Consider the following 15047-nt stretch of genomic DNA (forward strand, 5'->3'; position numbering starts at 1 on the left):
TGGAGTTTAATCCCTTTATAGAGCCTTAGTATCAGATTCCTGTTCGTCGAGCCAAGATTTTATTCCACGCTTCCTCCAGCCCTTACCTCACGATAAGTACCTTGCGCTTCCTTAGTGGTTGGTCGATGTGTACCCCCACAGTGGACTTTCACCACCTAGATAGTTGCCATGCCTGGCACACAAGAAAAATCTGCCTTAAAGACAGCTCCGATCTTCAGCTAACGCACCCGTAAGTTTAAGTGTACTCACTCACAAACTTTAAATTTTCATTCTAAATCTTCTGGATGAATTACTTAAAATACCATTTTAGTGCATTCGTATACATTATTTTTTCGGTAGCTTTTTCATCAAATAGACGCTGAATCAATTCAATGTCCGCATACCCAAAGTGCCTTTTCGCCCTTGTAGATGGCAAATCCGTTCCGAACATAAGAGCGTCTGGATTAATATCATAAATTGAGTTTAAGGCATTCTCAATATTCAATTCCACACGACCAAAACCAGTGGCTTTAACTCGAATGCCTTTATCCACAAGCTTTAATAAATGAGGTAATCCTTCTTCAGATAATCCTAAATGGTCAATTGATATCGCAGGTAATTTTTCAATAGTTGATGCAATTTCGGGTAACGCTTTTGAATCAATATAAAGCTCGCTATGCCACCCTACTAAATCATAAACTCTCCTAGCAAAGTAATCGAGCTTCGATAAATCTTCTGAACCGCCTCTTTTTATATTAAAACGTAATGCTTTTACCCCATTTTTATTTAAACTTATAATCTCTTCGTCCTTCACCGTAAAAGGTAATTGTGTGACGCCACAAAATGTTGATCCCATTTGTTTAAGTGCCTTCAATAAATATTCTTGGTCAAAGCCTTGGAATGACCCAGATACAATCGCACCACCTAATACATTCAAATCAGCAGTTTCATTTTGATAATCTTCTACAACATAGCTGGGTGGCAAATATCCTTGGTTTTCGATGATTGGGAAATCAAAATCAATAATATGAAAATGTGCATCAAAAATTCTCATTTCAAATCCCCTTTCTTTTCTTTAACATATCAAATATGATACATAAATAAAATCGTGGGTTATTTATACATATTCATAAGTTTAACTTATTCAACTATCCTGCCCTGTTAGCGCCATAAGAAAAAAGGCTGTGGCAGCAACCCCTGTCCGTTAGTTTATACCCACCCCCAAAAGGAAAACGTTACGAGAATGGACATATTTTCGAAGAAAAAATGTCCATTCTTTTTGGTAATATAGAGGCAGCTGTTTATAATGAGGCATTTATAACATACGGAGATGATGAAAAAATGACAGGACCCGTTTTGATTTTGACCATTATTTTATCGATATTTAAACTAGTTGTTACCTGCCTTCCAACCGATGTCGTCAATTGGCTTTTGAATAAATTTAAGATGCATCCAACACTTAGTGACGGGGATACCGTGATTACGATGGACGGAAAACGATTGGAAGGGGAAGAGAAGGACCAAGTGATTCAGGATGTTAACCAAGCGATGGTTTTGAAGAAGAATCATATATTTCCAGGAAACGAGTCCTTGTTTTTACTCCCAAAGAGCGGTGTGAAGCCATTGGTCATCGATACGAAAAAAGGCAAAAGGGAGATTCGGTTATTGGTGTTCGTGTACGGCGACCATGTGGATGTCGTAAAACAGGTCAAGAAGAAGCTTGTGGCATATAGCATTCGTTCCGAAAGCCTCCAAGACCGTTCGATGATGAAGGGAATGGATGTAAAAGGAGCATAAAAGGAAGAAAAATGAAAAACCACACCGTGATGTGTGGTTTTTTGATAGGGAATTATTTATTTTCTGACAATACTTCTGCTTCTCTTATGAGGATTCCTTCATTATTTGCTCGCTCATATTGATCGCGGTCTTGATAATCAGTGACCATTTTCTAGTACGACGCACACTTTAGCTGAACAAGGGAATTTTTTCCACTCGATTTGAACAGCCAAATGGCTGGCTTCTTATGACGCTAACGCACCCGTTAGTTACATAGCACACTATAATATTTTCACATTACTCCATATTTCCTCTAAAGGCTTTCCATCCAATATTGCCTGTTGTAGTAGCTCCTCCGTTGTACAAAACGATTGTAAATCGAATTCATAATCTGAGAGATGCCATTGGTTAGAATGTTCATTAATGTGATAAATTTGGTCTTGAAAAGAAAAACTGACTCTTTTATCAAAACCCAAATCCCTTTAAAAATCTTCATCTGTATAGTTGAGTTCTTCGATAATCATCTCAGCAAATATTCGTACATCAATATCTGTATTATTTTTTAATCCGCCTTCCAATTTATAATGGAAGCTCAAATTGTCCCTTTTGCTTCTTCTCCAAACTAGCGATATAGGAACGCATCAGCTTCATGGAAAACTGAAAGATCGGGCTTTGAATAAAGGTGTATGCAAACGTCATAATAAACACTGGACCTCCAAGGACGAACCCGAATATCAAGATGAGGCTCTCGACAACGATTCTTGCCCGGCTGACCGATAACCCGGTTTTTTCCGAAACGGTTAGCATGAAGCCATCTCGAGGACCTGCCCCGATTCCAGCAGCCACATAAATTCCTCCGCCAATGCCGGATATGATGATACCCATCAACAAGATGAGTAAATTCAACCATAATTGCTCCGTTTCATGAGGAAGAATGTTGAGATGTAAGAAAAAATCCATGATTGGTCCTATTGATAAGGCATTTAGAAAGGTACCAATACTAATATACTTCCTATCAACTACAAAGGCGATCAGCACAAGTACTAAACCACACATGACACTCCACGTCCCAATCGTGAACCCGAACCGCTGGAACAGAGCGACGTTTAAAACTTCCCATGGGTGTAGACCCAAGGATTGAACATTTACCGCAATCGCATTCCCTAATCCAAAGAAAGTTAAACCAAGAAAAAAAATAAAATACCGTAATAGCCTAAATGCCATCTCTTCACCTCTATATCATATATGCATCTACTCTAGATGAAGATGTCTAAAAGAACAAGATGATTAATGAAATTCAGATGTTGTTACCCGGTATTTCAAAAGCAATACTGACACGCCAGGTGAGAGAATTTGAAGAAGATCAGATAATCACAGTGAAGTATATTTAAAAAGTTCTTCGAAAATAGTTGGACTTAAATTCACAATTTTCAGGAAGATAAGTGATCCAGTCGACTTGTTCCCCCTTTTTCGAATTATTACTGATTGTAATCTAAAGCTCAACATGCATTTGTAGCATATCTTCAACTTTATATTCTGCTTGAATGCTAGATGAAATTCGAACCTTTTTATAAAGCCTTTATGTTCTCCTGGATGATTCTTGCAATAGCTTTAAAATCATATTTATGATTGACGACATCTACAACAAAATCCTGTTCTTCCTCTATTCCCATTAGCCATTGATAATGATTGATCTTTAGAAACATAATTAGGGAAGCGAGTGCTGTCCTCTATCAATATGGGGCTACTTGGTATTGAAATAGGTGTTCATATTCTAAACTTGCTAAAATAACTCCTCCGAAAAGAGTCATCCCAGATACTTGTTCTTGTAATAACAGAATACCTAGTACAACGGTCCCCACAGGAAGCAGGTTTGTATTTTGCGGTAGGGTTCAAAATTACTTACACGTTAAGGGCTATTTTATAATATCAAAACGACCATTAAGGGATTACTCATTAAATAAAATGGATTCTTCATTATTTGCATTCCGATCACATTTAAGTTTTAGATGTGAGGGATATTGAGTATTGAAGTTAAGTGAAGTTTCTTAATCCTCGAATTCGAAAGAAATGAATAGTTCAAGGAATCTTTTTACACTGGAACCGTGTTTTCTTAATATTCCATATAAGTGTATCAACACCTTTAGAGAAATGAAAAAGCGGTTTGACTTCAGTAAGGTCAAAATTAAAGGGAGTAAAAAGTGTATTCGTACATATTTCTGCCTCTACTTTTTGTAGCGGCCAAGGACGGTGGTGTATTTCTCCGCAATAGATATTGACTCCATTATCCGTACTATACAAGCAATATCTCTCTGTGAGCCAATGTTCTAAATTTCCTTTTTCAGGAAAATAGACTTCTGGCATTGGAGCGTACTTTGCATCAAATCTAATTGGAGTATTTGTTTTTCCTTTACGAATACTTTGACAATGAAAGGTTTGTCCTTTTTTTTCTAAAGAAATTTGTGCAGAATAATAGGGCAAACGAAACCATTTCTTGGCTATTGTATAGGAGGCCCAGTCCTCAACGTCAAGAGACATAAAAAAGATACCGGGTTTACCATCACATTGAACATATGTCCTTACATTGATTTCTGAAAATTTAGGGGTTAGTGATACAGATGACAATCCACGAGGATAAATTCCCTCCATAACGAAGAGAATAACTCCCAACCAGGCATATCCATCAAAGGTGTCAATTTCTAAATGAGGAGGAATATGCGGTCTTAGTATTTCAGCAGGAATAGGCCAATGGATAAACAAGAGATTTCTCCAAGATTGTTGCATAATCCACTTTTTTGAAGGTATTGGCCAAGGACGGTGAGCGTTATCATCTAGTAAGTTCATGAAAAGTAACTCCTTTATATCTACTTAGTTAAGGGCTGAAAAAAGCTCAGAAAATCATTTGATGTGACTTGTATTTTCAATTGCTCTCTGCAATGACTTTCACCCTATAACAGAACTTTCCTTTTTTTGGAAACAACAATGATATTGAGCTGTTAAATTATTTTGATTATGTGGAGAAGTGAATATGTCGAACATTCTATCTTATTTATCTTTTGTAATGGTTGCAATAATATTTGTCCTATTTTTATTCATGCTTATTGGTTGGCGTTGGATTATGAAACGTTTAGTTAAGAAAATGGGGAAAATCATTTTAACCGACAGCTATCAAGAAAATATTATGGAGTTGATGCCAGGACTAAGGCATATGGGAGTTCAAAATATGCTTGAAAATAGCTTACGTGCAGAAACAGGCGACGTCCTGCATCGACCACTTGGCTCTTCAAAAAAATGGCCGCATTTGGATCCAATTACCTTTATCCCTGCACAAACGACACCATTTCCTATTGATGGTGAAGAAGACGTTGATGTTAAGGTGACCATTGGACCAAAAGCAAAGAAACCAATGAAAATAAAAATTCCTCTTATGATTACAGGGATGGCCTATGGTATTGCACTTAGTGAACAAACAAGGCTATCTTTGGCAGAAGCAGCAAAAAACGTAGGAACCGCGATTAATTCCGGAGAAGGCGGAGTAATACCTGAAGAATTAGATAAAGCAGGAAAATATATTTTACAGTTTTCAAAAACAGAATGGTCAAAGGAAGAAGAGCTTATTAAGCGTGCCGACATGATTGAAATTAAGTTAGGACAAGGCGCACTAGTTGGGATGGGTGGAAAAATTTCACCCGAAAATTTAACAGGTCGGGCTCGTGAAGTGATGGGGCTTAAAGAAAATGAGGATGGAGTCATTTTTGAACATTTTTTTGAAAATCAAACATTGAAAGATATTAAAAATCTTGTTAATGAACTTCGGAGCATAACTGGTGGTGTTCCCATTGGTGTAAAAATGGGGGCAGGTGGAAAAATCGAAGATGATATAGATCATTTAATTGAACTCGGTGTTGATTTCATTACGATTGACGGCGGCCAAGCAGCCACACACGGTGCACCCCCCATTTTATCCGATGACATGGGAATACCAACATTGCATGCAGTTGTCCGGGCTGTTAATCATTTAGAAAAGAGAAAGATGAAGGGACAAATTAGTTTAATTGTCTCAGGAGGGCTATTAGTGCCTGGGCACTTTTTAAAAGTACTTGCACTCGGTGCTGATGCTGTTTATGTAGGATCTGCCATATTATTTGCTGTCTCACATAGTCAAGCATTGAATGCTCTTCCCTTTGAACCACCTACACAAGTTGTTTGGAATCAAGGTAAATTCAAGGATCAATTTAAGATAGATGATGGAGTAAAAGCAGCAGAGAAATTCTTGACAGCAAGTATAGAAGAAATGAAAATGGCATTAAGAGCGATGGGGAAACGTTCCTTAAAGGAGTTGTCAAAAAAAGATTTAGTTTCCTATGATGAATTGACTGCTAAAATGATTGGAATTCCCTTTTCATTTGAACCTTGGGAAGACATACAAAAAGAGAAATAATTGAATGTACAGATAGCAAATTCAAAATATCCAGATTGGTAAACGATCACATGTTATATTTTCGTAAGGTAAGTTTGACCTTTGATATTAAAAGGACCACACATTTTTGATATGTCTAATATGTGTAGTCCTTTTACCTATTCGTTAATGTTTGCTTTAATAAAAATTGAACTAAAAAAAACAATATCCAGAAGTATTATTTTAGGCTTAATTTTTATGATGAAAAAATCGAAAAAAAAGAAATTTAAAAACACTTGGATTGGTTAGTGTTGGACTTGGTGCTGCAGCCATTATAAGTGGCTTGTTACAGATGTAACTCTAGACTTTCAAGACACTCAATCAAAGAAAGAAGTTCAATTTCTTCTGCGAATATTCTCACTGTTTACCCTCACCTTTCGATACTCCTTATGGAACTAACCTGCCCCGTTAGTGCCATAAGAAAAAGAGCTGCCAAAGCAACTCTCTTATTGAAGTAAAGCACCACTTAATTGAAGAAAGGTCATCAGTATCATCTAAGACTTAAACACCAAATATCACTGTTCCTAAAATCATATATACTAAAGGAAATATTAATAAGACCGAATTTAAAATGATAGCACCAAGTGTCAAAAAATTCTTTTGTATTTTACGTGCTTTTGAAGCGAAGAAAAGACCAATAGGACAAAATACTAAAGGAAAAAATATAGGCAATCCTTGTATCTTTTCGAGTGTAACAATATCAAACAGAAAATTCACAATGAACATTAGAGGAACAAGGAATAATAAATAAGAAACAATAATAAATGTCTTTCGCACAATAAGCCCCTTTGAAAAGTTATGTTTCTTAGATTCTAACATAAAAAAGGTATATTTCGGTAAATTCTCCATTCACTTATGCAACTATCCTGCCCCAATAGTTGCATAAAGAAAAAGCTGCCTTAAAGACAGGCTCCGATCTTCAGCTAACGCACCCGTTAGTTTAAGTGTACCACTTCACAAAGTTACATCGATTTTAACATATATACATTAAAACTTTTCTTACACACATTTCATTTTATATCATAAAGAGTACCTCCAAGAACAGAAGGTACTCTTTACACGCGAATCATCTCATTTAACGCTGTGTTGAACTCCTTGTTATTCTTTTGCACTATACTCTAAAATATTTAAACCTTCGGATGCTTCTGGTGCTTCAAAAAATTTACTAACATGAATAAACACCGCTTCCGTGTCAAAAGCTGCTCTTTCGGGTTGTTCGTTACGCCTCTGTGCAATTTGACGTAAGCATTGCTCGTTATTTAGATTAAGGAAAATTAGTTGATGGTTTGCATTGGCCTCTGACGCCATATCCAAAAACCACTTTCGCAGTTTTTGAGTGTTAGCTGGAAAATCCATCACTACATCTGTACCGACACTTAATATGTTTTGTACATGCTTTTTCACCAATGGCTTGAGCTGTGCTGAGAATTTTAGATAGTCCTCAAATGATGAGATCTTATCGGGATAAAGAGATGAAAGCCATTCATCCTCAGACAACAGTACCGCATGTTTATCTATCGCCAATTGTTTTGATTTAGTTGATTTTCCTGCGCCCATTTTTCCACAGAAAAAGTATAGCGTCCCCAATTGTTTCATATTTTTTAACCCCCCGGGTTTATTTTAGTGGTTGTTATCCCACCTTGAAAAATATGAGAAATTTTTGGTTTAGATTCTTCATTAAAATCTTCCTCCTCTTTTAAAAATACTACCATAAAAATCAAAACCCTTGTTTAACTAACCTGCCCCGTTAGTGCCATAAGAAAAAGGCTGCCGCAGCAACCCCTGTTAATGAACTAAAGCACTCGTTAGTTTAAGTACACTATTTAACAATTTCCTTGTTACTCAGCAAACTATCTATCATTGGCTTTTGCGGGAGCTAAAAGAAATATACCAAATATTATTTTTATTAAACCATCAATATATCCAAAATAATCAAAGCTTATATTCGAATTAAATATGCCTATAAACACATTTAATATCAATAAAATAGAAAGAATTATTAACTGTTTTCCGTAGACAAATGCAGAAGTTATAAAATGAATTGCCGTTGCTAACAACGCTCCAAACCAAGTCATTCTTAAATCATCCATCATAATATATTTACCAGAAAATAAAAATATAAGTACAAACATCATTAGGATAGATATCGTGTTTATATTTGATTGGAATTTTGAATTTGGTCCATAGGATAGATGTTTTTTAATAAATGCCATACGGAAAATAACTATTTTTCCCACGATAAAACCTAATGTAAATATTATTGGGTTTATCATAAACTTTCCACCGAAAATAGTGCCTATTATAACTATTAGTCCAATCCAAATAAGCCATATTCCAAATACACGTTTATTAGGATATTTTATATTTTTCTCCTTCAACATAATCCATTCCCCCCTATACACTAAAATTAATATGTTTAATATACTTATTATGAATTCGATTAAGAAATTAATGTTCGTTCTTATTTTCCCACTAGCTATAATACTTACGTTTGTTGTCCGAAATATGTTTCAAAATTTTGGGTGATTCTTCAACAATCCTGCCCCGTTAGTTCAACAAGATAAGTTCATTCTATAACTCTAAGGTGGCTTTTAAGTTCCTTAAATGGAGTAGTATTGGAGTCTTCATATTTCTTAATATGTTTCTTTAACACAGACCAATTCCTTTCGAGGAATGGATGTATCTGCGTGGTATCAGCAAGACTATACAGTTCAATTAAGAAATAAAGGGTTTCCCATACCAAAAAGTCATCGTCTAACTTAAATAACAACTCAATGACATTTGGAATGTAGTTAAACGCTTCTTCAGGGGACATATCCTTAGTAATTGATTCAAAAGAATTACTAAAATACCACTCGTCATCATCTAATTTGTCTTCCCATTCCTTATATATGTCCAATAACCTTTTATCCGTTTTAATCACGTCCCAAAGTCCAATTTAGCTATACATATTTTATCATTTCTTATGCAACTAAACTGCCCCGTTAGTGCCATAAGAAAAGGCAGCCTCAGCAACCTGCCTTATTATAGAGTTGACACAAACTGTGCAATAAAAAAGTACAAACCTTATGGTCTGTACCCGTATACAAACTTAAACATTATAAAGAAAAATAGGACAATAGCGATTGTGGGAATAGACATAGCTACAACGAAACCGTTAGCTTGCAGATCTTTCCGGCTTGAATACCATTTGTAAAAGATAAAAAGAAGTATAAATGACAACGGAAGAAATATAAGACCTGCAATGGTATCTGCCCAACCTGTAACTTTATCCCAATAGGCATCTGGTAGAGGAGTTTCATATTCTTCATTTATTTTGGCTTCAACTTTAAAAAAGATATAAGAAATTATACAATAGTAAGCTACTATTGTGAGCTTAACCCACCAAAATAAAAACTTATTCGAAATTACAACTATAAATATAAGTCCCAACATTAATATAAAACCAGGGTCCATATTAAATGCCTCCACTTTGTACATTTAGTTATTAATCTAAATTAGATGGGTTTTCCAAATTAGAACTAAGTATGTAGCCGCAATCTGAACAATAGTAAGAGATAATCTTTGAAGGTTTATTCTTTGAATTATCATAGGAAAACATTAGAACAGATTTGAACCCGGTTCCAAGAGCTCCTTTCTTAATATTGTTTGAATTACATTTAGGGCATTGATCGTCGTTCATTCTCTTTTGCACACTCCTCACTTGGATAATATTACTAATTGTTAGGGTATCACATTAATTTATTTTTTTGAAGATTACAGCTCCTGAGGAGTATTATTGTTTACCGCACAGTTCGAATACACTGTGCTTGTGGACCTATCCTGCCCCTTTAGTTCCATAAGAAAAGAGCTGTCTTAAAGACAGCTCTTTTCTTCAGCTAACGCACCCGTTAGTTCAGCAAGGTTTACATTATCCCTGACGTAATATCTTTTGAAACATTCTCGGTTGATGTTTTTCAAAACCTTTTATCAATTCTTTTCCAAAAATAGTGATGGTTTCTTCCCAAGGATGTCCTAATAATCCCCATTCTAAATTCTTATGAATAAAAAAGTAATAATCACCGTTTGGAAAAATAGGTACTGTCCATTCATCAAATTCACTTTTCGGAAACTCCATACGGGGGTTTATCCAATAACCTGGATGTTGCCAATCTAACGCATACATATATTCATTTTTCTGTGTGAGTTCTTGAAAAACAAGCAATGACTTATCCTCTAGATCATTGTAAATCTCATCATAAGTATCTGAATCTCCGGACCAATTTAAATAAGGGGATACATCATATGTGATAAATGGATTTGGCACTTTAAAAGATGGGAAGTTTGAAATGCTTGGTTCAAAAGTAAATTCACCATATATCCTATCCCATACCTCGTTATATTCTATTGTAGATAATTCAATCCAATTTTCCATTTGAATAGCCACCTTTACGATGCTTTTAATGAGGGTTATTAAATCACTTCTTATGCAACTATCCTGCCTCGTTAGTGCCATAAGAAAAAGGCTGCCGCAGCAACCCTCCATCTTTATCTCTTGCACCCGTTAGTGAAAGAGCATAAAGCCATTAATCCTTAGCAAAACTTCAATGCTTTATTCTTTCTTTTTCCAAGACATTAAATCAGAAAATGCCAATCCAAATGATACACCCAAAGGAATACCTAAATCCCAAACATCCATTTCCGAACGTCTAAAAAAATAAGAAAGAAGATAGTGCAAAGCACTTAAAGAAATAAACCAAATAATAAACGTAAAAAACCTTTTTCTTATTTGAATCCAATTTAACTTCCTTGTATTCGCAATAACTAAAAAGATGGAGAACAAACCATATAGAAGAAGATAAATTACATATCCTATAATAAATTTAAGAGATAGCGAAGTATCAATATCCTTATATATTATAAATATCGTAAGTATGGTTCCTGCCAAAAAAACAATAAACAAAATTAAGTTTAACGAAATATATCTCTTCACCTTTTACTCCTTACCTTCAAAGTCTACTTACCTTTTGATTATCTCAAAAAATATCAGAATTTAAGTATTGGTAACTAATTCCTTATTCAACTAACCTGCCCCTTTAGTTGAATAAATCTATTTGAATATAAAGTATAGAACAATTGCCCCAACTACAATAACCCCTCCAATTGTTGGGCTTCCATAAAACGTTCTATTCCATCCATCATCAGTATCAATTTTTCTTTTTTACGTTTACCTTCATCATTTCTAAAGGATTTCACCTCTGATTATTCCCTTCGCCTTTGACATTTATCTATATTACGATTTAACCGATTTAAAGTTTCAAATGCCTAAGTTCTTCAACTAACCTGCCCCTTTAGTTCCATAAAAAAAGCTAGTAGTATTTTTTATATACTCGATGGAGTCTTTCCTTGGATGTTTAGCTACATAATCCGGCTCCTGAAAAATAAACATATACTGAATGATACTTTTGACCAGATTGGAAAGGAGAAATCAGCTTTGACAAAATATCGAATCATGACCTTTGATGGAGGCGGCACCTTAGGTGCTTTAAGTTTACAACTTTTAAACAGACTGGCTCGGCAAAACCCAAAATTAATTAGTCGAACCAATGTTTTTTCAGGAAATTCAATCGGTTCATTCACTGCCCTTGCGTTAGCAAGTGGAAGATCGCCGAAGGAGACATTCCACTTTTTTAAGGATAAAATCGTGCCGGCATTCAGCGTTTCCCGACCAGGCGGACCTGTTTATAACCAACAATTACCTTATTCTGGTTTCATTAAAGCGGTACAAACATTTTTTCCACCAAATCTTCTCCTCAAAGACTTAAAAAGACGAATTGTTGTCCCTGCATTTCATTTATTTTCACCGGAGCTGAATCGTTGGACTCCTGTGTTATTCCACAACTTTCCTGGCTCTCCCTATTTAAATGAGAAAGCGAGTGATGTAATACTACGGAGCAGTGGCGCTCCCGCGACGCAACGAGCCTATCAAAACTACGTGGATGGGTATACAGTAACAACTAACCCCAGTACAGCCAGTATCGCGTTTGCAGTGGGGAAAGCCAAACAGCCGTTGGATCAAATTGCGGTATTATCCATCGGAACAGGTGAAGAGCCGACTCAACTAAGAAGAGATACGAAGGGGTGGGGGATGGTAAGTGCAGATAACATACGCCCCGAAAATATGAAGAACCTTCCACCGAATTGGGGAGTTCTTTTGGACCGATCGCCCAATGAACCCTTACTGCCATTTCTTCAGATAGTCGCTAGTGGATCCGGTTACTATGAATCCATGGTCAGTTCTCAGCTTCTAGGAAATCGTTTTTTTCGGTTAAATCCACGGATCCCTAATTTATCCAAAACGGACCCTTCTGTGGTTCCCACTGTCATTTCAATTGCTAACAAAACAAATTTACAACCTGCCTTTCAATTTATAGAGAAAAACTGGAATTAATAAAATTATCCCATAAATCTGATTGAATCTTTGTTTTTATTGTAAGCATTTGCATTTTTTATAAAAAGGCAGCCAGAACCTGGCTGTTTTTATTTATTTATTCAGTTCTTCTTCAACTATCCTGCCCCTTTAGTTCCATAAGGACCGCCTTAAAGCTTAAAGAATCGCGCCCTACTGTGGAACAAGAACCAGTTGACAAAAAACTAATTTTAGGAAGTTTCAACTATATTCTTTTCCATTTTTTACTGGTATAATATGGATGATTTTGTTAATGAGAGGGGAGAAAACGATGAATCAACTTGTATTTAAGCAATTTGAGATGACAAGAGAATATTTCATCAAGAATGTAGAGTCTGTTTCTAAGGAACAATCTGATGTGCAGCCAGATGGTTTTAATAACACAATTCATTGGCAGACAGGTCACGTTTTGACAATTACTGAACAAACTATGTTTAATTTCCCGCATGTAACAACTCACCTTCCCACGAATTATATAGAATTGTTTGGGAATGGCACAAAACCAGCTGATTGGACAGGGAATGTACCTGCTATGGATGAGCTGGTTGTACAGTTGAAAGATCAATTAACTCGTTTAAAGCAAATTCCTCCTGAACAGCTAGATCGAGATTTGGATACACCATTCCTAGGTTGTAAGACTGTTATAGAACTTGCAGGTTTAACATTAATGCATGAAGCGACTCATATGGGGCAAATTCAGGCAATGAAGCGTATGATTGAACATGTAAGTGTTAAAAACTGAATTAACAAAGTGTTATATTAAGATGAAAAAATCAGTCTAACAAAACTGGTTTTTTCTTTTTTCATTTACTTCACTAACTATTCATTCTTGAACAACCTAAAACTACGTAGATTATAAAGGTGAACTGAAAAGTTCGCCTTTTTTATTTAATCGTAACAACGGTTATATCGCCTTAAAATAAAATATTAGATTTATTTAGTCTTGTTCTCGCTGCTGCTGGATTCCCATATATTTATAGTGTTTTCTAATTATTTTCTGTGGTTATTTTCTTCTTTAATTTTCTGCTAACTGTTTTTACGATTTTCACAATAATAAATACCACTACAACAAGAACAATGATATCAATTATTCCATTTACTATGTTAATATTCTTCAAATGTCTTCTCCCCCTTAAAATCCGTATTTATTAAATGTACCAGTTTTAGTAGCAACTTGCACATAAGCATCAGTCTAAGTTTAAACGACAGCTACTCCAGGTATATTTAACTGTTTTTATCCATATTCCATGTAGTTTTTGTTTTCGTAGTACTAGTAGTTCCATTTCCTTTAATGGACTATCCTGCCCCTTTAGTTCTAATAGAAAAAGCCGCCTTAAAGACAGCTCCGGTCCTCAGCTATCGCACCCGTTACTTTAAGTACAATTCTTCATAGACTCACAAATCTTTGAATAAGAAAATGGCATTATCCGTTGTTGAGGTAATGCACCTGTTAGTAACATTGATTTTATTCGAAAGCTTTCAATAAAAAGGTTCTTATATCATTCGTTTCAAAATACTTATCTACATTGTTGTTTGTCCTTCTATTTTCCACTTTTCCAGCATTGAATTAAATAATTCAACATTATAAGCTGTTTTATCTATAAAAAAGTTTTTATTTCTATATTTTAGGATTATAAAAAATTGAGTTGAACGCACATTTTGAATATCTGAATATCGTATTTGAATTGTTCTCCAAAAGAATGTTCTATATATGAAAAAGCCATTATTAATATTGACATTAATCTTCCAAGCTATTGAAGCATTTGCAAGAGATCCTCCCAATGATACAAATCCAAAGAAACAAGCACCTACCCAGAAATCTCCTGTATCATCTGGATAGAGAATCATACCAATGAAAAGTGTTAGAAAAAGGATCAAACATATTAACCCAATCCAACCATATAATTTTGGTAAACGTACAATAAACTCATCCTTATTTTGATTATTCAATAACTCCTTTTCTTTATTCCTCTTCACAAAATAAGTCATCATCATAACTATAATTCCAATTAATACAAACTCCACAATTACACCTTACCTTCACCTAACTTTTTACTGTTTTATTATTTCTTCGATTTCACCATTCTTGTAAATATCTCAAATTTATTAATTGTATCATTTCTAATTGAACTAACCTCCCTCTATGAACATTGATGTATCAACGGTTTGCACCACTCGGTGTATTAGGGGAATTATTTTTTTATCCTACTTTTAAACAGAGTATTGAAATTCTGGTTTTTATTACTAAATTGAGGGTACGCTTCGCTAAAACTAATGGAAATCATTAGCTATTTTCTCCACTATGTGATGCACAATAGATCTCTGCGAAACTTATGATGACGTACCCTCCCATGTCTCTTAGCGTCATTTGCGCTTACATTCCTT

15 protein-coding genes are annotated in these 15047 nt (G+C 35.2%); 5 read left to right on the forward strand and 10 right to left on the reverse strand.

Going from position 1 to position 15047, the window contains the following annotated elements; all coding sequences use genetic code 11:
• Positions 1–289 precede the first annotated feature (289 nt).
• Entirely contained in the window at positions 290–1033 is a 744-nt protein-coding gene (locus tag N0M92_RS28155) for an amidohydrolase family protein (RefSeq protein ID WP_260288886.1), read from the reverse strand.
• Positions 1034–1320: 287 nt separating this feature from the next.
• Between N0M92_RS28155 and N0M92_RS28160 the strand changes: the two genes are divergently transcribed.
• A complete protein-coding gene (locus N0M92_RS28160) occupies positions 1321–1776 on the forward strand; it encodes a YfmQ family protein (RefSeq protein WP_311202612.1) in 456 nt (151 codons plus the stop codon).
• A 558-nt stretch (positions 1777–2334) separates the two neighbouring features.
• Here the strand turns inward: N0M92_RS28160 and N0M92_RS28165 are convergent.
• Positions 2335–2979, reverse strand: a complete 645-nt coding sequence (locus N0M92_RS28165) for a YczE/YyaS/YitT family protein (RefSeq protein WP_260288888.1) — start codon at positions 2977–2979, stop codon at positions 2335–2337.
• Positions 2980–3038: 59 nt separating this feature from the next.
• On the opposite strand from N0M92_RS28165, the gene N0M92_RS28170 reads away from it, so the two are divergent.
• On the forward strand, positions 3039–3146 hold the full coding sequence (locus tag N0M92_RS28170; RefSeq protein WP_397443938.1) for a winged helix-turn-helix transcriptional regulator: 108 nt from the start codon (positions 3039–3041) through the stop codon (positions 3144–3146).
• Positions 3147–3834: 688 nt separating this feature from the next.
• Here the strand turns inward: N0M92_RS28170 and N0M92_RS28175 are convergent.
• A complete protein-coding gene (locus tag N0M92_RS28175; RefSeq protein WP_260288889.1) occupies positions 3835–4599 on the reverse strand; it encodes a YqjF family protein in 765 nt (254 codons plus the stop codon).
• Positions 4600–4783: 184 nt separating this feature from the next.
• Here N0M92_RS28175 and N0M92_RS28180 point away from each other — a divergent pair, with 184 nt between their 5' ends.
• Entirely contained in the window at positions 4784–6196 is a 1413-nt protein-coding gene (locus N0M92_RS28180) for an FMN-binding glutamate synthase family protein (protein ID WP_260288890.1), read from the forward strand.
• A 1116-nt stretch (positions 6197–7312) separates the two neighbouring features.
• Here N0M92_RS28180 and N0M92_RS28185 read toward each other — a convergent pair.
• The 6 genes from N0M92_RS28185 to N0M92_RS28210 form a co-directional block, all read right to left on the reverse strand.
• Positions 7313–7810 carry an AAA family ATPase gene (locus N0M92_RS28185; RefSeq protein WP_260288891.1) on the reverse strand — a complete coding sequence of 166 codons (498 nt, stop codon included), beginning with the start codon at positions 7808–7810 and terminating at the stop codon, positions 7313–7315.
• Positions 7811–8064: 254 nt separating this feature from the next.
• On the reverse strand, positions 8065–8595 hold the full coding sequence (locus N0M92_RS28190; RefSeq protein ID WP_260288892.1) for a DUF6609 family protein: 531 nt from the start codon (positions 8593–8595) through the stop codon (positions 8065–8067).
• A gap of 185 nt (positions 8596–8780) precedes the next feature.
• Positions 8781–9137 carry an ABC transporter gene (locus tag N0M92_RS28195; protein ID WP_260288893.1) on the reverse strand — a complete coding sequence of 119 codons (357 nt, stop codon included), beginning with the start codon at positions 9135–9137 and terminating at the stop codon, positions 8781–8783.
• Between the two features lie 143 nt (positions 9138–9280).
• Positions 9281–9670, reverse strand: coding sequence for a hypothetical protein (locus N0M92_RS28200; RefSeq protein ID WP_260288894.1), 390 nt, complete (start codon positions 9668–9670; stop codon positions 9281–9283).
• Positions 9671–10124: 454 nt separating this feature from the next.
• Positions 10125–10628, reverse strand: coding sequence for a DUF2716 domain-containing protein (locus N0M92_RS28205; RefSeq protein WP_260288895.1), 504 nt, complete (start codon positions 10626–10628; stop codon positions 10125–10127).
• Between the two features lie 177 nt (positions 10629–10805).
• A complete protein-coding gene (locus tag N0M92_RS28210) occupies positions 10806–11186 on the reverse strand; it encodes a hypothetical protein (protein WP_260288896.1) in 381 nt (126 codons plus the stop codon).
• A gap of 501 nt (positions 11187–11687) precedes the next feature.
• On the opposite strand from N0M92_RS28210, the gene N0M92_RS28215 reads away from it, so the two are divergent.
• Both N0M92_RS28215 and N0M92_RS28220 read left to right on the forward strand, forming a co-directional pair.
• Positions 11688–12644, forward strand: coding sequence for a patatin-like phospholipase family protein (locus tag N0M92_RS28215; RefSeq protein ID WP_260288897.1), 957 nt, complete (start codon positions 11688–11690; stop codon positions 12642–12644).
• 289 nt (positions 12645–12933) lie between these two features.
• On the forward strand, positions 12934–13404 hold the full coding sequence (locus N0M92_RS28220; protein WP_260288898.1) for a DinB family protein: 471 nt from the start codon (positions 12934–12936) through the stop codon (positions 13402–13404).
• 779 nt (positions 13405–14183) lie between these two features.
• On the opposite strand, the gene N0M92_RS28225 is transcribed toward N0M92_RS28220, so the two are convergent.
• Positions 14184–14687, reverse strand: a complete 504-nt coding sequence (locus tag N0M92_RS28225) for a DUF6560 family protein (protein WP_260288899.1) — start codon at positions 14685–14687, stop codon at positions 14184–14186.
• Positions 14688–15047: the final 360 nt, after the last annotated feature.

Origin of the sequence: Peribacillus aracenensis (genome assembly GCF_025175645.1) — a bacterium.
Lineage (GTDB): Bacteria > Bacillota > Bacilli > Bacillales > DSM-1321 > Peribacillus > Peribacillus aracenensis.